The organism is Lentzea sp. JNUCC 0626, from assembly GCF_043632865.1.
Lineage (GTDB): Bacteria > Actinomycetota > Actinomycetes > Mycobacteriales > Pseudonocardiaceae > Lentzea.
In genome coordinates, this window is record NZ_CP171635.1 from 5,526,932 (window position 1) to 5,550,134 (window position 23,203).

The 23,203-nt window shown below is 68.3% G+C and carries 19 protein-coding genes and 2 tRNA genes; 14 read left to right on the forward strand and 7 right to left on the reverse strand.

Features of this window, described 5'->3' with window-relative positions:
- Window positions 1-382 precede the first annotated feature (382 nt).
- Window positions 383-1,369, reverse strand: a complete 987-nt coding sequence (locus JNUCC0626_RS24800) for a LacI family DNA-binding transcriptional regulator (RefSeq protein WP_394613160.1) — start codon at window positions 1,367-1,369, stop codon at window positions 383-385.
- A 100-nt stretch (window positions 1,370-1,469) separates the two neighbouring features.
- On the opposite strand from JNUCC0626_RS24800, the gene JNUCC0626_RS24805 reads away from it, so the two are divergent.
- The 9 genes from JNUCC0626_RS24805 to JNUCC0626_RS24845 all read left to right on the forward strand — a co-directional run bounded on the left by JNUCC0626_RS24805 (window position 1,470) and on the right by JNUCC0626_RS24845 (window position 13,571).
- A complete protein-coding gene (locus tag JNUCC0626_RS24805) occupies window positions 1,470-2,723 on the forward strand; it encodes an ABC transporter substrate-binding protein (protein ID WP_394613161.1) in 1,254 nt (417 codons plus the stop codon).
- Between the two features lie 5 nt (window positions 2,724-2,728).
- Window positions 2,729-3,598, forward strand: coding sequence for a carbohydrate ABC transporter permease (locus tag JNUCC0626_RS24810; protein WP_394613162.1), 870 nt, complete (start codon window positions 2,729-2,731; stop codon window positions 3,596-3,598).
- Window positions 3,595-4,416, forward strand: a complete 822-nt coding sequence (locus JNUCC0626_RS24815) for a carbohydrate ABC transporter permease (RefSeq protein ID WP_394613163.1) — start codon at window positions 3,595-3,597, stop codon at window positions 4,414-4,416. Before JNUCC0626_RS24810 ends, JNUCC0626_RS24815 begins: the two co-directional genes overlap by 4 nt.
- Window positions 4,417-4,447: 31 nt before the next feature.
- Window positions 4,448-5,554 carry a glycoside hydrolase 5 family protein gene (locus JNUCC0626_RS24820; RefSeq protein WP_394613164.1) on the forward strand — a complete coding sequence of 369 codons (1,107 nt, stop codon included), beginning with the start codon at window positions 4,448-4,450 and terminating at the stop codon, window positions 5,552-5,554.
- Between the two features lie 20 nt (window positions 5,555-5,574).
- A complete protein-coding gene (locus tag JNUCC0626_RS24825) occupies window positions 5,575-8,481 on the forward strand; it encodes an alpha-mannosidase (RefSeq protein ID WP_394613165.1) in 2,907 nt (968 codons plus the stop codon).
- A 238-nt stretch (window positions 8,482-8,719) separates the two neighbouring features.
- Window positions 8,720-10,198 carry a PKD domain-containing protein gene (locus JNUCC0626_RS24830; RefSeq protein WP_394613166.1) on the forward strand — a complete coding sequence of 493 codons (1,479 nt, stop codon included), beginning with the start codon at window positions 8,720-8,722 and terminating at the stop codon, window positions 10,196-10,198.
- Between the two features lie 73 nt (window positions 10,199-10,271).
- Complete coding sequence (locus tag JNUCC0626_RS24835) at window positions 10,272-11,756, forward strand: PKD domain-containing protein (RefSeq protein WP_394613167.1); 1,485 nt, start codon at window positions 10,272-10,274, stop codon at window positions 11,754-11,756.
- Window positions 11,757-11,769: 13 nt separating this feature from the next.
- Window positions 11,770-13,218, forward strand: coding sequence for a PKD domain-containing protein (locus JNUCC0626_RS24840; protein WP_394613168.1), 1,449 nt, complete (start codon window positions 11,770-11,772; stop codon window positions 13,216-13,218).
- Window positions 13,219-13,394: 176 nt separating this feature from the next.
- Window positions 13,395-13,571: a hypothetical protein gene (locus JNUCC0626_RS24845; RefSeq protein ID WP_394613169.1), complete on the forward strand. Its 177-nt coding sequence runs from the start codon at window positions 13,395-13,397 to the stop codon at window positions 13,569-13,571.
- 78 nt (window positions 13,572-13,649) lie between these two features.
- Here JNUCC0626_RS24845 and JNUCC0626_RS24850 read toward each other — a convergent pair whose 3' ends face one another.
- Genes JNUCC0626_RS24850 through JNUCC0626_RS24860 form a run of 3 tightly spaced genes read right to left on the reverse strand, consistent with a single transcriptional unit; the run spans window position 13,650 to window position 17,520 of the window.
- Window positions 13,650-14,606, reverse strand: coding sequence for an ABC transporter substrate-binding protein (locus tag JNUCC0626_RS24850; RefSeq protein WP_394613171.1), 957 nt, complete (start codon window positions 14,604-14,606; stop codon window positions 13,650-13,652).
- Window positions 14,607-14,618: 12 nt separating this feature from the next.
- Window positions 14,619-16,559: an ABC transporter permease gene (locus tag JNUCC0626_RS24855; protein ID WP_394613172.1), complete on the reverse strand. Its 1,941-nt coding sequence runs from the start codon at window positions 16,557-16,559 to the stop codon at window positions 14,619-14,621.
- Window position 16,560: 1 nt separating this feature from the next.
- On the reverse strand, window positions 16,561-17,520 hold the full coding sequence (locus tag JNUCC0626_RS24860) for a quaternary amine ABC transporter ATP-binding protein (RefSeq protein ID WP_394613173.1): 960 nt from the start codon (window positions 17,518-17,520) through the stop codon (window positions 16,561-16,563).
- Window positions 17,521-17,794: 274 nt separating this feature from the next.
- Here JNUCC0626_RS24860 and JNUCC0626_RS24865 point away from each other — a divergent pair, with 274 nt between their 5' ends.
- Window positions 17,795-18,760: an ABC transporter substrate-binding protein gene (locus tag JNUCC0626_RS24865; protein WP_394613174.1), complete on the forward strand. Its 966-nt coding sequence runs from the start codon at window positions 17,795-17,797 to the stop codon at window positions 18,758-18,760.
- A gap of 9 nt (window positions 18,761-18,769) precedes the next feature.
- On the opposite strand, the gene JNUCC0626_RS24870 is transcribed toward JNUCC0626_RS24865, so the two are convergent.
- On the reverse strand, window positions 18,770-20,593 hold the full coding sequence (locus JNUCC0626_RS24870; RefSeq protein ID WP_394613175.1) for a hypothetical protein: 1,824 nt from the start codon (window positions 20,591-20,593) through the stop codon (window positions 18,770-18,772).
- 19 nt (window positions 20,594-20,612) lie between these two features.
- Here JNUCC0626_RS24870 and JNUCC0626_RS24875 point away from each other — a divergent pair, with 19 nt between their 5' ends.
- Entirely contained in the window at window positions 20,613-21,374 is a 762-nt protein-coding gene (locus JNUCC0626_RS24875; RefSeq protein WP_394613176.1) for an alpha/beta hydrolase family protein, read from the forward strand.
- A gap of 58 nt (window positions 21,375-21,432) precedes the next feature.
- On the opposite strand, the gene JNUCC0626_RS24880 is transcribed toward JNUCC0626_RS24875, so the two are convergent.
- Window positions 21,433-21,506: transfer RNA gene (locus tag JNUCC0626_RS24880), tRNA-Pro, on the reverse strand.
- Window positions 21,507-21,567: 61 nt separating this feature from the next.
- On the opposite strand from JNUCC0626_RS24880, the gene JNUCC0626_RS24885 reads away from it, so the two are divergent.
- Window positions 21,568-21,638: transfer RNA gene (locus tag JNUCC0626_RS24885), tRNA-Gly, on the forward strand.
- Between the two features lie 194 nt (window positions 21,639-21,832).
- Here JNUCC0626_RS24885 and JNUCC0626_RS24890 read toward each other — a convergent pair.
- The gene (locus tag JNUCC0626_RS24890; RefSeq protein WP_394613177.1) at window positions 21,833-22,381 is read right to left on the reverse strand and encodes an NAD(P)-dependent oxidoreductase; all 549 of its coding nucleotides are present in this window, start codon (window positions 22,379-22,381) and stop codon (window positions 21,833-21,835) included.
- 57 nt (window positions 22,382-22,438) lie between these two features.
- Here JNUCC0626_RS24890 and JNUCC0626_RS24895 point away from each other — a divergent pair, with 57 nt between their 5' ends.
- Both JNUCC0626_RS24895 and JNUCC0626_RS24900 read left to right on the forward strand, forming a co-directional pair.
- Window positions 22,439-22,738: a winged helix-turn-helix transcriptional regulator gene (locus JNUCC0626_RS24895; RefSeq protein ID WP_394613178.1), complete on the forward strand. Its 300-nt coding sequence runs from the start codon at window positions 22,439-22,441 to the stop codon at window positions 22,736-22,738.
- The gene (locus JNUCC0626_RS24900; protein WP_394613179.1) at window positions 22,735-23,070 is read left to right on the forward strand and encodes a VOC family protein; all 336 of its coding nucleotides are present in this window, start codon (window positions 22,735-22,737) and stop codon (window positions 23,068-23,070) included. Before JNUCC0626_RS24895 ends, JNUCC0626_RS24900 begins: the two co-directional genes overlap by 4 nt.
- Window positions 23,071-23,203 lie beyond the last annotated feature (133 nt).

A 23,203-nucleotide genomic window follows, 5' to 3' on the forward strand; every position in this document is an offset into this window, starting at 1 on the left:
CGCTGGGTTGACGAGCGCTGGGTTGACGAGCGCTGGGTTGACGAGCGCTGGGTTGACGCGCGCTGGGCAGCCGGGTTGGCAGCCGAGACCTCGGTAGCCACCCAAGACCCAACGGCAATGCCGAAGGCGAGCCGACAGTCTTGGCTGAACTGATCAGCCGGTGTGGTGACGTGCGGTGTCAAGGTGCCCACGTACGCGTGGGATTGGGGCTTGACTTTGGGTGCGAGGTGCTTCCACTCGTGGCTCGGCCGGGCGCTTTTCAGCCCGGCCCTTTCCGGCCGACCAGCGCCTCGCAAGGGCCCCGAAGTCAAGCCCCAATCCCTGTCGACGCGCCAGCGGCGATGCCCGGACCACGCCCGTCCAGGTCTGCCCAGCCACCGCATCACCGAGGCGCCACCCCGGAACTCCCCCGCACCACCAACTCAGGCAGCACGTCCTGCACATCCGTGGGCAACGCCCCACCGATCACCGACATCAACGCCCGAGCCGCCCGAGCCCCGAACGCGAACGTGTCCCGGGACAACGCCGTCAACCGCCCGTGCTGGCTCAACACCGAATCGTCCCAAGCCACGATCGACAACTCCGAAGGCACCGAAACCCCCAGCGAGGCAGCGACTTCCGCCCCGGCCACCGCCATCACGTCGTTGTCGTACACGATCGCGGTAGGCGGCACCGAAGACGACAACAACTCCCGAGTGGCAGCAGCCCCGGACTCGGCCGTGTAATCCCCGGCGACCACCACACCGTCCACAACGGACGAGGCGAACGCGGCATCCCGCCGGACCGTGTGCAGCAACGACGACAACCCGGCCACCCGAGCAATCCGCCGATGCCCCAACGACTTCAGGTACTCCACCACCGAAGTCATGGCCGCGTAGTCGTCAGCCCACACTGAAGCCAGCGACCCGTGATGCCCGGACCCGCCGACAACAACGGCGGGCAACCCCAAAGACGGCATCAGCGAAACCCGGGGATCGGACACCAGCAGGTCGACCAGGAACACCCCGTCGACCCGGTGCTCAGCCCACCACCGCTGGTACAGAGCGATCTCTTCCTCCCGCGAAGCGACCACCTGCAACAACAAAGCGCACGACATCTCGGACTGCATGCCGGCGATCAGCTGGAAGAAGAAGGCCTCGTCCCCCAGAGCACGAGGCGGCCGCACCAGCACCAGCCCGACGGCATCAGCGGACGCCGACGACAACGCACGCGCGGTCACGGACGGCCGGTAGCCCAGCGAGGACGCGACGTCCAGCACGCGGGCACGGGTCGACTCCGACACGCCCGCGCGGCCGTTCAGCGCCAGCGACACGGCGCCCTTGGAGACGCCTGCCGCCGCGGCGATGTCCTTGATGGTCGGCCTCTTCACAGCACGCGCACCCTGTCCGGAACGAGACAACAAGACGTTCGGAGGCTAGCCGGAGATAAACCGGTTTAGCTAGGGTCCGCGACCAAGGAGGTGGGTGTCAATGAAGAGGCGCACGTTCCTCGCGGGCCTGGCGGCGGTGCCCGTGGCGGGATGCGGTCTGTCCGGCACGTCGAGCACCAACACGGCCACGAACGGGCAGGTCACGGGCGAGATCACGTTCCAGACCTGGTCCCTCAAACCCAAGTACACCGACTACGTCAACGGTGTCATCGACGCGTTCCAGAAGCAGCACGCGGGCACCACCGTGAAGTGGGTCGACCAGCCCGCGGACGGGTACCTGCAGAAGGTCATGGCGGACGCCAGTGCGGGGAGTCTGCCCGACGTCATCAACGTGCCGCCGGACCTGAGCTTCCCGCTCGCCAAGGCCGGGCAGCTCGTGAACCTCGACGAGAGCCTCAAGGACGCCAAGCCCGAGTACCTCGAGAACGCCTGGCAAGCGTTCGAGGTCCCCGGCAAGGGCGGCTGCTACGGGTTCCCGTGGTACCTCAACACCGGGCCGATCTTCTACAACAAGGCCCTGTTCCAGCAGGCGGGCCTGGATCCCGATAAGCCACCGAAGGACTTCAAGGAGCTCGAGGCCACGGCGCTCAAGCTCGCCGAGAAGAAGGTCGCGATCCTCGGGCAGACGCCGAGCATCGCCGACTTCGGGCTGTACGGCGTCACCCTCTTCAAGGACGACAAGTTCGCCTTCAACGAGCCCAAGGGCGTCGAGTTCGTCGAGACCTACAAGCGGATGTACGACGCGGGCGCGCTCATTCCCGAGGCGCTCACGCAGAACTACACCGGCGCGGGTGCGAAGTTCATGGCGCAGCAGACGGCGATGAACCCCGGCAGCGCGTACGACCTCGGCAAGTTCAAGACGGACGCGCCGAGCCTCTACGGCAATATCGGCATCACCACGCCCATCACGAACACGGGCAGCGCCAACATGTTCCTGCACGGCGTGAGCGTGCCGACGAGCAGCAAGAACCAGGCCACCGCGCTGGCGTTCGGGCGGTTCGTCACCAACGCCGACAACCAGGTGAAGTTCGCGAAGCTCGCCTCGATCTTCCCGAGCACGTCCAAGGGCGGCGACGACCCGTACTTCACCACCGAGGACGGCACCGACGAGGCACGGGTGCGCGTCGCCGCGGCCAAGCAGCTCAAGACCGCGGTGAACTACACGCCCGTCCAGTTCAGCGACCAGATGCGGGAGGCACTCCTGCAGCAACTCGCGGACGCCATGCTCGGCAAGAAGTCGCCGAAGCAGGCGCTGGACGACGCCGTCACCGAGTGCAACCGGCTCCTGAAGTAGGAACCATGACCCATCGCCCGTACACACCGTGGCTGTTCCTGGCCCCAGGACTGGTCATCTGCGGCCTGTTCGTCATCTTCCCGTTCATCAACATGATCGTGCTCGCGTTCACCGACGCGAGCGCGCTGGGCGGCGGCCAGTTCACCGGTGCGGACAACTTCGTGCGGATGCTCCAGGACCCCAAGTTCTGGGCGGCCGCGCGCAACAGCGCGCTGTACATGGCGGGCGTGGTCCCGCCGCTGGTGCTGTTGCCGCTGCTGATCGCGATGCTGGCGCAGAAGATGGTGCCGGGCATCGGGATCTTCCGGACGGCGTTCTTCACACCGGTGATCGCGTCCACGGTCGTGGTCGGGCTCATCTGGACGTGGCTGCTCGACAGCCGCGGCCTGGTGAACAGCGTGGTGGAGGCGTTGGGCGGCACCAGGATCGGGTTCCTGACCGACTCGACGCTCCTGCTGATCAGCTCGATGGTGGTGACGGTCTGGCGCGGCCTGGGCTACTACATGGTCATCTACCTGGCCGCGCTCGCCAACGTGCCGAAGGACCTGCACGAGGCCGCGATGGTCGACGGCGCGGGACCGGTCAGGAGGTTCTGGTCGGTCACCGTGCCCAGTCTGCGGCCCACGATGGTGCTGGTCGCGGCGCTGAGCGCGGTCAACGGGTTCCGCGTGTTCTCCGAGATCTACCTGCTGTCGGGCGGCACCGGCGGTCCGGGCGGGGCGAGCACCACGCTGGTGATGCTCATCCAGTCGGTCGGCCGCGGCCTCACCGGCGAGGTCGGGTACGCGTCGGCGCTCAGCGTGGTCCTGTTCGTGATCCTGCTGGGCCTGCTGCTGATCACCCTGAAGCTCAACCGCAGGGAGGACCAGCTGTGAAGCGCGCCCACGCCTTCCTCGCGCTGCGGTACCTCGGGCTGCTCGCCATCCTCGCGATCAGCATCGGACCGTTCCTGTGGCAGTTCGCCACCAGCATCAAGGGCCCGAACGAGGACGTCTTCGTCCCCGACTTCATCCCCGACGACCCGACGTTCAGCAACTACGCCGCCGTCGCGGACGTGGTGCCCGTCTGGACGTTCGCGCTCAACTCGCTGGGCGTGGCGAGCGTCAACGTCGTCACGAACTGCCTGGGCGCCGCCATGGCCGGCTACGCCCTGGCACGCCTCAGGTTCCGCGGCCGGAGGTTCGCCGCGGTGGTCTTCGCGAGCAGCATCCTGGTGCCGTTCGAGGCGATCATGATCTCGCTGTTCCTGGTGATGCGCGGGTTCGGCCTCACCAACACGCTCACCGGCGTCGTGCTGCCCGGCGCGATCGCCGCGCTCAACGTCCTGTTGCTGCGCAACGCCTTCCTCGCACTCCCCGCCGAAGTCGAGGAGGCCGCGATCATCGACGGCGCCAACGCCTGGCAGCGCTTCACCCGCCTCGCGCTGCCGTCGGTCAAGGGCACGCTGGTCGTGGTCGCGTTGTTCTCGTTCATGTTCAGCTGGGACGACTTCCTGTGGCCGCTCATCGTGCTGAGCGACCAGGAGAAGTACACGCTCACCATCGGCCTGGCGTACCTCCAGGGCACGTTCGTGCAGAACCAGCGGCTGGTGGCGGCGGGCACGATCATCGCCGTCGTGCCGCTCATCCTGCTGTTCCTGTTGCTGCAGAAGCACTTCTTCCGCGGAGTGGGAGAAGGCGCGATCAAGGGCTGACACCCCGAGGAGCTCAACCTTGCGTTTCGGCGTGAACTACACACCCTCCCAAGGCTGGTTTCACCACTGGCTCGACTTCTCCCTCGACGACGTCAAAGCCGACTTCGAGTCCATCGCGGGGCTGGGCCTCGACCACGTGCGGGTGTTCCCGCTGTGGCCGGTGTTCCAGCCCAACCGGGGACTCGTCCGCCCGCAGGCCGTCGACCAGCTCGGAAAGATGCTCGACGCCGCGCGCGACTGCGGCCTCGACGTCCAGGTCGACGTCCTGCAGGGCCACCTGTCGAGCTTCGACTTCTACCCGTCGTGGGTGCAGACCTGGCACCGCCGCAACATCTTCACCGACCCCGACGTGATCGACGGGCAGCGCTTCTACGTCCGCACCCTCGCCGAGGCGCTCCGGGACAAGCCGAACTTCCTCGGCTTCACCCTGGGCAACGAGGTCAACCTGCTGACCGAGTCCAACCCCTGTGCGCCCGAGCAGGCCGGCGAGTGGATCGACGCGCTGCTCGCCGAGTGCGATCGGTCGGCGCCGGGCCGCCCGCACGTCCACTCCGAGTACGACGCCGTCTGGTACGAGAGCGAACACGCGTTCCTGCCCGAGCACGCCGCCAACAAGGGCGCGATGACGACCGTGCACTCGTGGGTCTTCAACGGCACGGCGCAGCGCTACGGCTCGATGTCACCGGAGAGCGTCCACCACGCCGAGTACCTGGTCGAACTCGCGAAGGCGCACGCCGAGGACCCCGAACGGCCCGTGTGGCTGCAGGAGGTCGGCGCCGCCCAGCCGGAGATCACCGCCGAGCAGGCACCCCAGTTCGCCGAGCAAACGCTTGCGAACGTGTTGACCTGCTCGAACCTGTGGGGCATCACGTGGTGGTGCTCGCACGACGTCGACCGTGCGTTGGTGGACTTCCCCGAACGCGAGTACGAGTTGGGGTTGTTGACGACGGAACGCAAGGTCAAGCCGCTCGGCGAGGCGATCGCCCGGATCGTGCGCGAGGCAGTGCACGAGCCGGCCGAACGCACGCCGATCACGCTGCACGGCGACCGGCCCGCGTGGGGGCCGGGCGGTGCTTTCTTCGAAGAGTGGATGAGCCTCGCGCGGCAGGGCGTGCGGGCTTCGATCAAGCGGGGCTGAACCAAAGGGGATCGAGCACTGTGCACGACGAACGCGCGCTGCTGGAAGAACGACTCAACCGCACGCTGAAGGAACGCATCCGCCCGGCCGTCTACGGCGAGACCGCACCGCTGGAACTCGCCGTCTGGACCGTCCCGGACGAGCCCGTCCCGGTCGCCGAAGCGCTCACCGCCACCTACGCACCGGCGCAGGTCGGCGACGACTGGGGCGCGCCGTGGAGCACCAGCTGGTTCCGGCTCACCGGCACCGTCCCGCAGGCGTGGGAGGGCAAGCAGGTCGAGGTCGTGCTGGACCTCGGCTTCACCCACCCCGGCCCCGGCTTCCAGTCCGAAGGCCTCGCCTACACAGCCGACGGCCTGCCCATCAAGGGCATCGAGCCGCGCAACACCTACCTGCCCGTCGACGGCTCGGAGGTGCTGTTCTACCTGGAGGCCGCGGGCAACCCGACGATCCTCGACTTCCACCCGTTCCTGCCGACCCAGTTGGGCGACAAGGAGACCGCGGGCACCGAGCCGTTGTACAAGATCCTCAAGGCCGAGCTCGCGGTGTTCCAGCCGCAGGTCTGGCACCTGATGCTCGACATCGAGGTCCTCCAAGGCCTGATGAAGGAGCTCCAGGACCACGACCCACGGCGGCACAAGATCCTGCACGCGCTGGACCGGGCGATGGACGCGCTCGACCTGAACGAGGTCGCCGCCACCGCCGATCTCGCCCGGGAAGAGCTCGCGGGCGTGCTCACGTTGCCCGCCAACGCCTCCGCGCACAAGGTCTCCGCGATCGGCCACGCGCACATCGACAGCGCCTGGCTCTGGCCGCTGCGCGAGACGGTCCGCAAGTGCGCCCGCACGTTCTCGAACGTCACCAAGCTGATGGACGAGTACCCGGACTTCTACTTCGCGTGCTCGCAGGCCCAGCAGTACGCCTGGATGCAGGAACACCACCCGCACGTCTGGGACCGCGTCCGCGAGAAGGTCCGGAGTGGACAGTTCGTACCGGTCGGCGGCATGTGGGTCGAGTCGGACACGAACATGCCCGGCGGCGAGGCGATGGCCCGCCAGCTCGTGCACGGCAAGCGCTTCTTCCTGGACAACTTCGGCGTCGAGACCGAGGAGGTCTGGCTGCCCGACTCGTTCGGTTACAGCGCGGCACTCCCCCAGCTGATCAAGCTGTCCGGCTCGCGCTGGTTCCTCACCCAGAAGCTGTCGTGGAACCAGATCAACAAGTTCCCGCACCACACGTTCTGGTGGGAGGGCATCGACGGCACCCGGATCTTCACGCACTTCCCGCCCGTCGACACCTACAACTCCTCGCTGTCGGGCGAGGAACTCGCGCGGGCCTCCCGCCAGTTCGCCGAGCACGCCAAGGCGTCGCGCTCGCTCGTCCCGTTCGGCTACGGCGACGGCGGTGGCGGTCCGACCCGCGAGATGATGGAGACCGCGCACCGCGTCGCGAACCTCGAAGGCTCGCCGACGGTCAAGGTCGAACCCCCGCGCGAGTTCTTCCAGGCCGCGCAGGACGAGTACCCGGACGCGCCGGTGTGGGCGGGCGAGCTGTACCTGGAGAAGCACCGCGCCACCTACACCACGCAGGCCAAGACCAAGCAGGGCAACCGCCGCAGCGAACACCTGCTGCGCGAGGCCGAGCACTGGGCGACGGCGGCGGCCCTCCAAGGCGCCGACTACCCGTACGAGGACCTCGACCGGTTGTGGAAGACCGTGCTGCTGCACCAGTTCCACGACATCCTGCCCGGCAGCTCGATCGCCTGGGTGCACCGCGAGGCCGAGGCCACCTACGCCCGCGTCGCGTCCGAACTGAAGGCCCTGACCACGCGGGCCATCGACGCGATCAAGGGCGACGGCGACGAGCCGCTGACGTTCGACGTGTTCGGCGGCGACGCCCCGGAACCGTTCGCCACCCCGGTGGACGGCGTGCTGGACAACGGCAGGCTGCGCGTCACGATCGACGCCGACGGCATCGTCACGTCGATCCTCGACCTCGAGAGCGACCGCGAAGTCCTGCCCCCGCACGGGTTCGCGGGCATGCCGCAGCTGCACCGCGACAACCCGAACCAGTGGGACGCCTGGGACATCGACCCGTTCTACCGCAACTGGAAGGCCGACCTGATCCCGTCCGAACGCCTCGACGGCGCCGACGGCGTGGTGGTGCGGGCCAAGTTCGGCAACTCCGTGCTCACCCAGACCATCCGGCTGCGCGAGGGTGCGAAGCAGGTCGACTTCGAGACCGAGGTCGACTGGCAGGAGCGGGAGAAGCTGCTCAAGATCGCGTTCCCGCTCGACCTGCGCGCCGAGGTCTCCACGGCGGAGACGCAGTTCGGCCACCTGCACCGCCCGGTGCACACCAACACCTCGTGGGAGGCCGCGAAGTTCGAGATCTGCGCCCACCGCTTCCTGCACGTCGGCGAACCCGGCTACGGCGTCGCGGTGGTCAACGACTCGACCTACGGCCACGAGGTCACCCGCACCACCCGAGAAGACGGCGGCACCACCACGACCGTGCGGCTGTCCCTGCTGCGCGCGCCGAGGTTCCCCGACCCCGAGACCGACCAGGGCGAGCACAGCTTCCGCTACGCCCTCGTCATCGGGGACCTGCCCGCCGCCGTCGACGCGGGCTACCGCATCAACCTGCCGCCGCGAACCGTCCGCGGCTCCCAGGCGCCGGTACCGCTGGTGCGCACGGACGACCCGGCGGTCAGGATCGAGGCGGTGAAGCTGGCCGACGACCGGTCCGGTGACGTCGTCGTCCGGCTCTACGAGGCGCACGGCGGCCGGGCCCGCGCGGCGCTCACCACGTCGTTCGACTACCAGCGCGTCGAGGAGACCGACCTGCTCGAACGACCGCTGGCCGAGGCCTCGGCGGACGTGGCGCTGCGCCCGTTCCAGGTGTGCACGCTGCGGTTCTACCGCTAGGCCGATCGAGTGATTCCGAGGGCGGGGCGGCAACCGGCGCCCCGCCCTCGGGCGTAGGGAGGCGGGACTTCGCGTCGGGGAGGCGCGGAGAGGAGAGGGGGAGCTCTCGCATGCCTTCGCAGAACACCGTCGAGGCCACCAGGACGTTCGAGAACCCGGTCGCCTGCCGCTACGACAGCGTCGCCGGGTCGGTCTGGCGGTTCCGCACTCTCACCACCTGACCACCGGGGGAAGAACCATGGGACACCTCACCAGAACACGCGTCGCGGCCGCCGCGGTGGCCGCCGCGCTGATGGCCGTCGTGCTGCCCGGCGTCGCGCTCGCGGCACCGGCCAACGACGACTTCGACCACGCCACCGCGATCACCGCGCTGCCCAGCACCACGACGACCGACACCACCGGCGCCACCGAGGCACCGGACGACCCGCGCCGGATCTGCGGCGGCTACCACGTCACGAGGACCGTGTGGCTGCGCTACACGCCCACAGACGACGCGTTGGTCAAGCTGAGCCGCCTCGCCGACGACAAGTACAACACGTTCTTCGTGGTCTTCACGGGCACCCGCGGCGCGCTCACCCCGCTGCCGAACGCGTGCTCCGCTCCGTTCCCCGCCGAGAAGGTCTTCCACGTCAAGGCGGGCACGACCTACCACGTCATGGTGGCAGAGCAGGAACTCGGCCTTCCCGGGCCGTCGACCCTGTCGCTGGTGCCGTTGTCGCACGCCCCGAACGACGACCGTGCGAACGCCGCCCCGCTCGCCCTGCCCTCGCAGGTGCAGGGCGACCTCGGCCGCGCGTCGGCGGAACCGGGCGAGGCGCCGCCGAGTTGCCGTCCGGAAGCCACCCAGTCGCTCTGGTACCGCTACACCGCGACGAGGACGCACTGGGTCAACGTGGACGTCTCCTTCAAGGCCGTCAGCGTGCACCGCGCCGATCTGTCCGAAGTGGACTGCGTGCCCGGCGGCTACGGCGGCAGCGTGTTCGCCGCGGTCGAGGGCGAGACCTACCTCATCCGGGTGGCGGACACCGAGCAGAACGCGGGACCGGTGACGTTCGACCTGCGGGAGGCCGACCCGATCAAGCCGAGCGCCTGGTCCTACCCCTACAACCCCAGCGTGTTCGACGACGTCACGTTCGACGTCGGCGCGGGCGACCGCCACGGCAAGCCCCTCGTCCGCGCCGTGATCGACTTCGGTGACGGCACCACGCAGAACTACGTGCCGGGCCAGGAAGTCCGGCACCGCTACACCCGCGACGGCGTCTTCCCGGTCACGGTCACGGGCTCCACCGCGGACGGTCGCACGGGCACCGGCGGCACCAGGCTGGTCACGGTCGACACGCACGACGTGTCGGTGGCCGGGTTGTCCGTCCCCACCTCGGCACGGGCCGGGCAGACCAAGTCGCTCGAGGTCTCGCTGGTGAACCGGCAGCAGGCCGAGGACGTCCGCGTCACGCTCCACCGCGTCGACGAGTCCGGGCAGGAACAGCAGATCGGCCAGGCCGTCCAGCGCGTCGAGGCGTCCCCGACCGGCGAGGTCGACCTCCCGTTCGCCTACACCTACACCGCGCAGGACGCGGCGCTGGGCAAGGTGGCGTTCCGGGCCGTCGTGACGCTCGAGAACCCGGACGTGCGCGAGGCCCGGCCCGGCGACAACGAGGCGCGGGCGACCACGACCTCGGTCCGTCCCGCCGCAGTTGGGAAAGCGCTCACCGACTGAGCGACGTCGATCCAGACGTAGACCGAACGGCGCGATTCGCGCCGGCAGCGCAACAAAGTGGGGGTACTTTCGCATGCCTTCTTGGAGATCGATCGCGGTCGTCGCCGCGGTCGCACTGGGACTGATCACACCGGGTGTCGCGCACGCGGCACCGCCGACCAACGACGACTTCGACGCGTCGACGCCGATCACCTCGGTGCCGTTCGCGACGCAGATCGACCGGACCGAGGCCACCAGGGCGCTCGACGACCCCCAGACCTGCGGGCACCGGCCGGCCGAGGGATCCGTCTGGTTCCACCACACCGCGGCCGCGGACGGCACGTTCCGCGTCGACGTCGACGGCAGCGACCTCGACGTGCAACTGTCGCTTCTCACCGGCACCCGCGGTGACCTGCTGTCCGCCGGGTGCGCGAGCCCCGGCTACCCGCGCACCTTCCGGATGTCCGCGGGCCAGACCTACTACTTCATGGCCGCCGACGGGTACAACGGCCGCGGCGTCACCTTGAAGGTGGGCCTGCAGAAGCTGACTCCCCCGGCCAACGACGACTTCGCCGACGCGCAGCCGGTGACGTCGCTGCCGTTCTCCGCACCGCAGCCCGACTTCGCCACCGCGACCGCCGAGCCGGACGAGCCGTGGACCCCCGCGTGCCCCGGCGTCGGCGAAGGCGGTGCGTCCGTCTGGTACTCCTACACGCCGACCACCACGCACTCGGTGCACGCCCAGATCTACAACAGCGGTCCCGTGCTCGGGGTGTACGAGGGCTCGTCCCTCACCGCTCTGCGCAACCTCGGCTGCGTGAACCCCAGCTACTGGGAGGGCAAGGCGTTCCGGTTCGTCGCGGGCACGACGTACCACCTGCAGTTGCAGTACAGCTTCTACTCGGCCGACGAGGCCACGCTGCACCTCTCGGAGGCGCCGCCGCTGGAGACGAGTCTGTCCCGGGTGGAGGGAGAGCGGTCGATCTTCCAGGACGTCACCTTCTCGGTGTACCACCAGAACCACGACGGCCAGCCCGTCACGACGGAGTGGGACTTCGGCGACGGCACGGTCCTCGCACCGAGCACCGACACCCAGAAGGCGCACCGCTACACCCGGGACGGCACCTACACCGTGACGGCCAGGGCGACGTCCCAGGACGGCCGCACCACGACCTCGACCACCCCCGTCGTCGTGAAGACGCACGACGTCGGCATCGCGAACTTCGGCACGCCGGGGTCGGCGCGCGCGGGAGACCAGAAGACGATCAACGTCAAGGTGTCTAACACCCGCTACCTGGAGAAGAACACCGTCGTCACGCTCTACAAGTGGGGCGAGCACGGCTGGCAGTCGATCGGCGTCCTCGCGCTCGACGTGCCGGCGCACCCGACCCGCAAGGTCACCTTCCCGTTCGCCTACACCTTCACCGCGGAGGACGCGGCCAGGGGCAAGGCGAACTTCCGCGCCACGGTCTCGCTGACGTACCCGGCCTTCGACGCGCTGCCGATGGACAACGAGGCGATCGGGACCGCGACGACCGTCCGTCCCGCCGCCACCGCCGGCTCCGCCACCGCGAACTGAGAAGGGGGAGATCATGTTCAGACGGGCAGGCCTGATCGCCATCGCACTCGCCGTCACCGCGGTGTTCGCACCCGCCGTGGCCCACGCGGCACCGGCCGGTGACGACTTCGACTCCGCCACGGAGATCACCGCGTTGCCGCACAACACCACCATCGACACCACCGGCTCGACCAAGGCCGAGGACGACCCGAACCCCTGCTACTTCTGGGGCGAGGGTTCGGTGTGGCACAAGTACACCGCGCCGGACGACGGCCTGCTGCGCGTCACGGCGCGCAGGGGCACCTGGGGCTCGATGCTCGCCGTCTACACCGGACAGCGCGGCTCCTTGAACATCGAACCGAACGCGTGCGTCCAGGACGGCAACTACACGGTGCACGCGACCGCGGGCACCACCTACTACTTCATGGTCGTCGACTACGACGAGGACTACAGCGGCCCGCTGTCGTTCTCGGTGCGCCAGGCCACGCCGGAACCCAACGACGCCAAGGCTTCCGCGACGGCCGTGGCGGTACCGAGCGAGCAGCAGCCCGACCTCACCCTCGCCACGGCCGAGCCGGGCGAGGCGCCGCCGACCTGCGACACCACGGCGACCCGGTCGGTCTGGTACCGCTACACGCCCACCCGCGCCAAGGTCGTTCAGGTGTCGGGCAACGTGATCAGCGTCCACCGCGCGGGCGAGACGGCCGAACTGACCTGCGCCCAGCGGTACTCGAAGGCGCTGTTCTCGGCCGCTGCCAACGAGACCTACCTGATCAGGGCGGCCACGTCCCCGCACACGACCGACCGCGTCCCGGTCCTGCTGCGCACCGCTCCGGACATCACGACGTACCTGTCCACCTGGCCGCAGACCCCGAACGTGCTGGAGGACACCTCGCTGGGCGTGAGCGTGAGCGACGGCAACTACCTGCCGTTCACGAACGCCACGATCGACCTGGGCGACGGCACGGTCCTGCGCCCGACCAACGACCAGAACGTGAAGCACCGCTTCACCAGGGACGGCGACTACCGGGTCACCGTCACGGCCACGGTCGCCGACGGCCGCACCGCCACGTCCACGCGCACGTTGAGCGTCCAGACGCACGACGTGTCGGTGGTGGCCCTGTCGGTCCCGGCGACGGCGCGGGCCGGGCAGACCAAGCCGATCAAGGTGTCCGTGGCGAACGTCCAGCGCGACGAGGACGTCACCGTCACCCTCTACCGCGTCGGCGCGAACGGCGAGGAGGAGAGGTCGATCGGCACCCTCGTCCAGCGCGTCGTGGCGTCGGCGCAGGGCCGCACCGAGTTCCCGTTCGCCTACTCGTACCGCGAGGAGGACGCGGCGGCGGGCCAGGTGACGTTCCGGGCGCGCGCCGAGGTGCCGGGCTACGGCTACCGCGGTGACGACAAGGGCAGCGACAACGAGGCCCGCGCCACCACGGCGTCGGTCCGTCCCGCAGCCGGCGGCAGCGTCCTGGTCAACTAGCAGGAGCGACTGAGCCCCCGCGACCCCTCAGGTGAGGTCGCGGGGGCTCTGCCGGGTCTGCCTCAGGCACGGGTAAGGGGTCCGGCGGCGGCGCCTTAGGTGATCGTCCGATGTGACGGCCCACCCCTCAGGAGCAACCTCAGCGTTGTCGGAAAACGAACTGAGGAGTGAGTCAGATGGAGTGGACGCCCGAGGCGATCAAGGCGGAGATGGACTACCGGCAGACCGCGCTGCGCGAGGACGCGCGTCGCGTGCAGGAGTTCTACCGCAACGGCGGCAAGCCCCGTTCGTGGTGGCACCGCATGACGCACCGGCACGAGCCTGAGGTCCCCGCCGGACAACAGGCTGCATGATGCCGGGGGTAGTCGTAAGGGGTGCGGTTCCTCTCGTCCAGGAACCACACCCCTTACGGCCTTTCCAAGCTCTGGCAGCTACGCCTTGCCGGGCAGCCACGCCTTGATCTTGTCGGCGTTGGCCTCCGCCCACTTCTTGGCGGCGTCCTCGGGCTTCATCTTGTCCTCGGCGATGAACTTCGCCACGGCGTTCTGGTCCTCGTTGGTCCACTTGAAGTTCTTGACCAGCTGGAAGGCCGGGCCGTTGGCGTCGGCGAACTTCTTCGACACGATCTTGTCGAGGTCGTAGTCGGGGTAGTCGCAGGCGACCTTCTCGGCGTCCGCGTCACAGCCCGCCTTGTACTCGGGCAGCTTCACCTTCTCGAGCTTGACCTCGTTGAGCAGCCACTGCGGCGAGTAGAAGTAGCCGATGACCCACTTCTTGTCCTTCTCCGCCTGGCGGAAGGCCTGGATCAACGCGGTCTCGCTGCCGCCGTAGACGACCTTGTAGTTGAGGTTCAGGTTCTTCACCAGAGCCTCGTCGTTGGTCACGAACGACGGGTCGCCGTCGAGCAGCTGGCCCTTGTCGCCGGACTCGGACGTCTTGAACTGCTCGGCGTACTTGTTGAGGTTGTTCCAGTCCAGGACGTCGGGGTGCTCCTTGGCGAGCCACGGCGGCACGTACCAGCCGATCTGGCCCTTCACGCCCGTGGAACCCGCGCTGACGGCGGTCTTCTGCTCGTCGATGTACTTCTTGCGCAGGTCGTCGTGACCCCAGTTCTCGACGACGGCGTCGACCTCGCCGGTGCCGAAGCCCTGCCAGGCCACCTCTTCCTTGAGCTCCTTCTTGGTGACCTTGCAGCCCAGTTCCTTCTCGGCCACGTACGCGAGAATGGCGGCGTTCGCCTCGTAGCCGACCCACGGGTTGACCGCGAGGTTGAACGTGCCGCAGTCGCCGGTCGCACCCGAGGAGGTGTCACCGACCTTGGCGCCACCGCAACCAGCCAAAGCGAGTGCTCCGACGAGCACTGCTCCCAGCACGCTGTGCCTTGCCACTTTCCAGACCTCCTAGTTGGTCCACCGCTTGGCGGCCGCCTGGGTGAGGCGGTCGAGCATCACGCCCAGCACGACGATCGCGAGTCCGGCCGCGAGCCCCTTGCCGTACAACTGGCCCTGCGAGAACCCGGCCACCACGTCGTAACCGAGCGCGCCGGCGCCGACGAGACCGCCGACGACGACCATCGAGAGCACGTAGATCAGCCCCTGGTTGGCGGCGAGCGTCAACGCGCCGCGCGCCATCGGGAGCTGCACCTTCACGATCGTCTGCCACGAACTGGACCCCAGCGCCGTCGACGCCTCGACCGTCGCGGGCGACACAGCGCGGATCCCGTCCGCGATGATCTTGATCGCCACCGGGGCCGCGAACACCACGGCCGCGATGATGGCGGTGAAACGCGACGCGGAGAACAACGCCAGGAAGGGCACCAGGTAAACAAACGCCGGCATGACCTGCGCGGCGTCGAGCACCGGCCGGATGAACCGGTCGGCACGCCTGCTGCGTCCCATCCAGACACCGACGACGATCCCGAGCAGCATCACCATGATCGTGGCGACCAGCGTGGACGCCAGCGTGATCATCGAGTCCTGCCACAGGCCGGTCGCGATCAGCAGCGCGACGCACACCGCCGAGATGATCGCCGGCCGCACACCGCCGATCATGAACGACACCGCGACGATCACCAGCGCCACCAGGAACCACGGCGACTCGGCCAGCAGCGCCTGCAGCGGGTTGATCAACGCGAACGTGACGAAGTCCTTGAAACCGTTGGTGAGCACCGGAAGCGAGTCCTGCGCCCACTCCGTCACCGCGGTCGCGCCCTTGTTGATCGAGCTGCCGATCTCCACGTCCGACTGGAACTCCGCCGCCCACAGGTAGGTGTACGAGAGGTACACGCACACCGCCGTGACGCCGGCACCGCCGAACAGCGCCCAGCGCGGCAGTTTGCGGCGTTCGGTCGCGGCCGTCGTGACGCGGTCCAGCACGATCGCCAGCACCACGATCGCGAGACCGGCGTTGAACGCCGTGCCGACGTCGAGCGTCTGCAACGCCTTCACGACGGTCTTGCCGAGGCCCGGCGCGTCGATCAGCGCGGCGATCGTGACCATGGACAACGCGGCCATGATCGTCTGGTTGACGCCGAGCACGATGGTCTTGCGCGAGGACGGCAGCAGCACCTTCACGAGCGTCTGCTTCCGAGTCGCACCAAGGGATTCACTCGCCTCGACGGTGTTGCGCGGCACCGACCGGATGGCGTGCGCGGTGATCCGGATCGCGGGCGGCGCCGCGTAGATCAGCGTCGCGATCGTCGCGCTGGCGGGCCCGATCAGGAAGAACAACGTGAGCGGCGCCAGGTACACGAACGTCGGCATCGTCTGCATGAAGTCGAGCACCGGCGTCAGCACGCGGTTGGCCCGGTCGGACAACCCCGCCCAGATGCCCAGCGGAATGCCGATGAGCAACGAGATCACGACGGCGGCGAGCGTCAGCGAGAGCGTGTCCATGCTCTCCTGCCACAACCCTTGCAGGCCGAGGAAGACGAAGCCCGCGATGGCCAGCAGCGCGATCCGCCAGCCGGCGACCGCGAGGCTCACGAACCCGGCGATGGCGACCACGCCGAGCCAGCCGATCACCGGCACGGGCCTGCCGAACGACGGCTGCGCGATCATGGCCTGGATGAACGTCACGAACTCGTCGATGACGAGCCGGATCTCGTTGAAGAAGTAGAGGAACACCGGGTTGGAGTTCCTGGACGCGCCCACGGCGTCGTTGACGCCGTTGATCCACCGGTGCAGCGGGGTGAGGTCGGCGGCGCCGAGCGACAGCGTCCCCACGTTGCGGAGCACGACCCACAGCACGAGCCAGGCGAGGAAGATCCCGCCGAAGATCAGCGACTTCTTGTACTGGAGCAGGCGCGGTTGTTGCCCGGAAGAGGCGGCGACGGCAACCATGTCACGCCTCCCCGGCCACGACCCCGAGGATCTCCTCGTCCGCGACCACGCCGAGCAGTTCGCCGTCCCGCACGACCTTCACGGGCTTGTCGGCGCTCAGCACGCTGCGCACCGCTTCCCGCACAACGGTTTCCGGCGCGAGCTCAGGCCCGTCCAGGTCGTCGTCCGGACGCGGCGGCCGCATGATCCACTTGAGCGTCAGCACGTGCGAGCGCGGCACGTCCTTCACGAAGTCGCGCACGTAGTCGTCCGCGGGCGCGCCGACGAGCTCGTCACCGGTGCCGACCTGCACGACCTTGCCGTCGCGCATGATCAGGATGCGGTCGCCCAGCTTGAGCGCCTCACTCAGGTCGTGGGTGATGAAGACCATCGTCTTGCCGACCTCGCGGTGCAGCCTGATCACCTCGGACTGCATGTCGCGCCGGATCAGCGGGTCGAGGGCCGAGAAAGGCTCGTCGAAGAACAGCACGTCGGGGTCGCCCGCGAGTGCGCGCGCGAGGCCGACGCGTTGCTGCATACCGCCCGAGAGTTGATCCGGATAGGACTTCTCGTAACCGGACAGTCCCACGAGATCGATTACTTCCTGTGACCGTTCTCCGCGTTTCGCACGCGGTACCCCGCGGATTTCCAGGCCGTAACCGACGTTGTCCGTCACCGTCCGATGCGGAAGCAGACCGAAGTGCTGGAACACCATGGAGAACTTGTTCCTGCGCAGGTCGCGCAGTCGTTTCGCGTCCGCGTCGAGAATGTTCTCGCCTTCGAACATGATCGTGCCCGCGGTGGGTTCCACCAACCGCGTCAGGCATCTGACCAGTGTGGACTTGCCTGAACCGGACAATCCCATGACCACGAACATCTCGCCGGGAGCGACGTCGAAGTCGACTCCTCGCACAGCGGCGACGGAACCGGTGCGGTCCATCAGCTCCTGCCGTGACAACGCTTTGAGCTCGTCCGAGGCCACCAGTTGAGATGCGTTGGGGCCAAACACCTTCCACAGGTCCCTGACCGAAATCACGGGATCCACGCCAAACCACTCCGACCTGTTGCGGACTGCGCACACCGTTTCTCGATGCGCGACAGCATTGACCTTCGCACGGGTACGGTCAAGGTCTGATACAAATCTGATCCCTTGTGGACAGCCGATCATCCCATGACTTGACGCAGTCCGATCGATGGGGAAAAGCTGAACTGAGCGGTCTTCTGCACCGCCCTCTCCCCCCGATGAGGAGCCGTTCGTGCAAGCCCCCAGAATCGCTCTGGCAATGACGTTCGTGTTGACAATTGCCGGTTGTGGCAGCGGATCAACGGCGTCACCGCGCTCCAGCTCGGCAGCACCCACCGAGCCCTGCGACTCCATCACCATCGCGGTCAACCCCTGGGTCGGCTACGAGGCCAACGCGGCGGTCGTCGCGTACCTCGCCGAGAAGCGACTCGGCTGCAAGGTGACGAAGAAGGAGGTCGACGAACAGACCGCCTGGCAGGGCCTCGACTCAGGCGAGATCGACGTGATCCTGGAGAACTGGGGTCACGAGGACCTGAAGCAGAAGTACATCGACGAGAAGCGCACCGCCGTCCGGGTCGGCCCGACCGGCAACAAGGGCGTGATCGGCTGGTACGTGCCGCCGTGGATGAAGAAAGAGTTCCCGGACATCACGAACTGGCAGAACCTCAACAAGTACGCGGACAAGTTCAAGACCGCCCAGTCCGACGGCAAGGGCCAGGTGCTCGACGGCGACCCGTCGTTCGTGACGAACGACGAAGCCCTGGTCAAGAACCTGAACCTCAACTACAAGGTCGTCTACGCGGGCAGCGAGCAGGCGTCGATCAAGGCGTTCCGCCAGGCAGAGGAGAAGAAGACGCCGCTGATCGGCTACTTCTTCGAACCGCAGTGGCTGCACCTCGACATCGAACTGGTCAAGGTCGACCTGCCCGAGTACACCGCCGGCTGCGACGCCGACGCCACCAAGGTGGCCTGCGACTACCCGCGCTACGAGCTCGACAAGATCGCGTCCAAGAAGTTCATCGACAAGGGCGGCCCCGCTGCCCGGCTCGTCCAGAACTTCCAGTGGAGCAACGACGAGCAGGACACGGTCGCGTCGTTCATCGCGAAGTACAAGATGTCGCCGGACGAGGCGGCGAAGCGGTGGGTCGAGGCCAACCCCGACCGCGTCGAGGACTGGCTCACCAAGGCCAAGCCGTAACTTCCGTCCTCAACTCTTGCCGCGGGACCACCACTTCTCGTCGGGGCCGGAGATGTCCTCGACGCTGAGCCTGCGGACGGACCCCGCTCGTTTGAGCCGGGCCACCAACTGGTCTTCCCGTTGCGCGAGCCGGCGGTAGATCTCCACGGCGGAGGTCTCCTGCCGGCTCTGCTGCGTCTGGGCCTGCTGCGTCTGTGCCGGACTTGCCTGGGCCTGCTGCGCCTGGATCGTCTGGGCACGTCTTTCGACGGTTCGCCAGTTTCCGAGGAACTCCAGCGTGAGGTCCGCGACGGCCTGTCCGGCGTGGGCGGTCAGCGTGTCGGCGGGCGAGGCGAACCGTCCGGCGTGGAACGCCAGGTTCCTGGTCACGTAAAGCCACTCCAGCAACGCGGCCGCCGTGTCCTCCTGTTCTTTGAGCCACCCGGCGAGCACCTTGGAGTCCGCGAGCCGCGCACGCCACAGTTCCGTGAGGTCGTGCACCAGCCCGCCCTCGCTCTCGGCGAGCGCGGTGATGGCCTTTTGGGCAGCTTCCAGGGGTGCGTTCGGGCGGTTGTGCGGGATCAACGCCTCCAGCCACGCGTCCACCGACTTGAGGTGGTGCTTCACCCCGACCGTCGGCACGTGCGCGTCGAGCGGTTTGCGCAGCTCGGTGTCGTGGTTGGTGACCACCACGTGCAGGCTGATGAGGTGCTGCCGCAGCATCTGCAACGCGCACGCCTTGGCGAGCCACGGAATCTTGCTCGGGTCGAGCCCGGTCGCCTCCAGCGCACTCCACGCGAGCCCGGCGCTCGCCATCGGCGCGTCGACCTGCCGGGCGAGGTTCGCGACCCGCATCGCGCTGCGCAACTCCTCCGGCCAGTACGCGGTGAGCGGGTAGGCGTTGTTGACGGTCCGCTGGTGCTCGGTGCCGCGCGTGACCCGCCCGCCGGGCCCGCTGACCTGCCACACCGGCGCGATGTCCAACTCGGTGAGCCGCTCCCCCGCCGCATACTGGTCGAGCACCTCGCTCAGCACCCGGCGGCCTTTGAGAGCGGCCGTGTGCACGTCCGAGGAATCGACCGGCAACCGCACCAGCACCGACGACCCGGTGACCGCGTCCTTGAGGAAGTCGTCCTTGGGCAACCTGTTGCGGTGCAACGGCTCCTGCCGAGCCTGCGGCAACAGCTCGTCGAGGTGCCGCAACACCCGCGCGCCCCGCACCACGAGCGCCACCACGTGCCTGCGCCGCGCGGGCCACAACACCTCACCCAGATCGTGGTCGCGCTTCTTCAACCACCGCACCAGATCCGCGCGCAACTGCCGCCCGTCCCTGCCGTGCACCGCCACGACCACCGCCACCTCGGCGACCATCCTGGAGCGCAGCGGCAGCTCCACCCCGTTCCACAGTGGACCGATCCACTTCTGCACGGCCTTGCGCAACCCCTTGGGATCGAGCTTCGCCGCAGCCGCCGCCGTGACCAGAGGATCGACCTTCTGCCCGTCCCGCGCGATCTCCGCGTCGACCTTCACGAGAACGCGCCGCGCCTTCGCCAACTCCAGCCCACCCCCGTGCGCATAGGCGAGCTTGGCGGCGTCCATGCACGCGATCGACGTGGCGATGATGCGCCGCAACAGGTTCCACCGGGGCTGGTCCTCGGCAGCGTGGCTCTCCAACGCCGTCTTCGCCCGCGTCACCGCGAGAAACGCACTGTTGAGCCCGGCAACGTGCTCCCCCAGGTGCGCGTCGGGGTCGAGCGCCCGCAACACCCCCTGCAACAACGCCCGCTGCCCGCGATCGAGCCCGGCGTCGTCGAAGGCGAGCCGCAACCGGTCGTCCAGGTACTGATAGCGCACGTGACGCACCATAGAGGTCATGGACAACCGGAAAGCGGTCTTCGCGGGCCTCGACGGCCAGCCCCTGGCAGGCAGACTCGAACTGCCGCCGGGCGAGGTGAAGGCAACAGCCGTCTTCGCCCACTGCTTCACCTGCGGCAAGGACTCGGTCGCCGCCAGCCGCACAGCCCGCAGCCTCGCCGCCCGAGGCGTGGCCGTCCTCCGCTTCGACTTCACCGGCCTGGGCCAGTCCGGCGGCGACTTCGCCAACACCACCTTCACGTCGAACGTCGACGACCTCGTCTGCGCCGCCAACCACCTCCGCGACACCATCGGCGCCCCGAGCGTCCTCATCGGACACTCGCTGGGCGGCGCCGCCGTCCTAGCCGCCGCCCACCGCATCCCGTCGGTCAAGGCCGTGGTCACCATCGCCGCCCCCGCCGACACCAAACACGTCGAACACCTCCTCGGCTCGTCCAAGGAACAGATCGAGGCGCTGGGCGTCGCCGAGGTGCGGCTCGCCGGGCGCCCGTTCCGGATCAGCAGCGACTTCCTGCTCGACATCAACCAGCAGAACCAGACGGCCTGCATCTCGGGCCTGAACCGCGCCCTGCTGGTCATGCACTCACCGCAGGACGACACGGTCGGCATCGACAACGCGCGGATCATCTTCGACCTGGCCCGGCACCCGAAGTCGTTCGTGTCGCTGGACGGGGCGGACCACCTGCTGACGAACCGCGCGGACGCGGACTACGTGGCGGAGGTGCTGACGGCCTGGGCCAGCCGCTACCTGGTGACGTGAGCCCCGAGAAAGCCGAAAGCCCTCGACCACGTGCTTCGTCGAGGGCTTTCGTCCACCGTCGGGGCGACAGGATTTGAACCTGCGACCCCCCGCTCCCAAAGCGGGTGCGCTACCAAGCTGCGCCACGCCCCGGTTGTACCCAGCTTACCGCCACCCGCTAAGGTATCGATCGCAGCCCCGAAAAGGGCCGCAAGCGGGCGTAGCTCAATGGTAGAGCCCTAGTCTTCCAAACTAGCTACGCGGGTTCGATTCCCGTCGCCCGCTCGAGACCGAGGCCGACCCTATGTCTGCGGATTGCGCAGACCGGGTCGGCCTCTCGTCTTTTATCTGGGGGCCGAGCCCCCAGACCCCCACGCCGGGGGCACGCCCCCGGACCCCCATCAGGGGCAGCCAGGTGGGCTGCGGACCCGGCTGAGGATTCAGCCGCGTTGATGTGGCCAGAGACCTCGTGAGCCGGGTCACGCGGAGGCTATGCCGATCTGGGTGTGGCGGTGCGACGGTGACTCGATTTCGTCTACTACGGCCAGTGCGAAGTCCTCGTAGGTCAGTGCGTCGGACGGGTTGGCGGCACTGCGGCGGTAGCGGCCGGTGGGGGTGCCGCCGAAGTTGCCCGCCGGGCTCATCACCAGCCAGTCGGTGGTGGAGGCGGCGAGGACATCGATGCCCGCGGCGTGGCCCAGGCAGAACGGGCGGTGTTCGGCGGGGAAGTCCGGGCTGTCGATCACGCGGACTCCCGGTGCGGTTTCCAGCAGGGTGTAGATGCCGACCACGATGATTCGGTTCACGCCGGACGTCACCAGGGCGTTCGCGGCGGCGGTGTAGAAGTCGGCCGGGTCCTGGGTCAGGTCGACCACTGAGCTCACGGCCACGTCGTGGCCCGCGGCGGACTCTGCGGTCAAGCCTGGGGTGCGGCCTACGCGGGTTACCGAGTGGCCTCGGGTTTCGGCGAGGGTGGCGATCTGGTGGCCCGCTTTGCCGGACGCTCCGAAAACAACGATCTTCGTCATGGGCGCGAAGGTAGGGTTCGGGGTGCCGGTTTCCGCAACGATATCGGGGGTGAGCTGGTGCGATGCACGCATGAGCTGCCGTACCAGATCGGTGGTCGGTGGACCGCGCACGTGCTGCGGGGGCTGGAAGGCGGGCGGCTGCGGTTCGGGGAGCTTCGGGGCCTGATGCCCGGGGTGACGGCCAAGGTGCTGACCGAGACTTTGCGGGCGATGGAGCGGGACGGGACGGTTTCGCGTGAGGTGTTCGCGGAAAACCCGCCTCGGGTCGAGTACGAGTTGACGGCGCAGGGGCGCAAGGTGCTCGGGCTGCTCGACCTGTGTTGTGAGTGGGCGCGAGAGAACGTGGTGGTGACGTGAGGCTCGAACAGATCGTGCTCGACAGCAACGACCCGGCGCGGCTGGTGCGGTTCTGGGCCGAGTTGCTCGGGGGTGAGCCGGTCGAGCGCGAGCACGGGTGGGCGCACGTCGAGCCGCCCGGCGGGGTGCGGATGTCGTTCCAGCCGGTGCCGGAGCGCAAGGACGTGAAGAACCGCTTCCACCTCGACTTCGAGGTCGACGACATCGAGGCCGCCGTGGTGAAGGCGGTGAGTCTTGGGGCCACTCGCGACGGTGTCGTGCACACCGACGAGAAGGGCAGCTTCCAGGTCATGCGCGACCCCGAGGGCAACGAGTTCTGCTTCGTGCGCTGAGACAGCGTCATGCGGTGAGACCGCGTCGTGCGGTGAGATCGCGTCGTGCGGTGAGCGGCGGGGCTAGTGGAAGGCGCGCCAGAGCGCCTCACCGAAGCGGATCGCGAGGACCACGAGCAGCACGCCGATCGCG

Excerpts from the sequence above, each read along its gene's own strand:
- JNUCC0626_RS24830 (WP_394613166.1), top strand. The coding sequence starts at position 8,720 with ATGGGACACCTCACCAGAACACGCGTCGCGGCCGCCGCGGTGGCCGCC.
- JNUCC0626_RS24855 (WP_394613172.1), bottom strand. The coding sequence starts at position 16,559 with ATGGTTGCCGTCGCCGCCTCTTCCGGGCAACAACCGCGCCTGCTCCAG.
- JNUCC0626_RS24890 (WP_394613177.1), bottom strand. The coding sequence starts at position 22,381 with ATGACGAAGATCGTTGTTTTCGGAGCGTCCGGCAAAGCGGGCCACCAG.
- JNUCC0626_RS24835 (WP_394613167.1), top strand. The coding sequence starts at position 10,272 with ATGCCTTCTTGGAGATCGATCGCGGTCGTCGCCGCGGTCGCACTGGGA.
- JNUCC0626_RS24805 (WP_394613161.1), top strand. The coding sequence starts at position 1,470 with ATGAAGAGGCGCACGTTCCTCGCGGGCCTGGCGGCGGTGCCCGTGGCG.
- JNUCC0626_RS24875 (WP_394613176.1), top strand. The coding sequence starts at position 20,613 with ATGGACAACCGGAAAGCGGTCTTCGCGGGCCTCGACGGCCAGCCCCTG.
- JNUCC0626_RS24845 (WP_394613169.1), top strand. The coding sequence starts at position 13,395 with ATGGAGTGGACGCCCGAGGCGATCAAGGCGGAGATGGACTACCGGCAG.
- JNUCC0626_RS24840 (WP_394613168.1), top strand. The coding sequence starts at position 11,770 with ATGTTCAGACGGGCAGGCCTGATCGCCATCGCACTCGCCGTCACCGCG.
- JNUCC0626_RS24810 (WP_394613162.1), top strand. The coding sequence starts at position 2,729 with ATGACCCATCGCCCGTACACACCGTGGCTGTTCCTGGCCCCAGGACTG.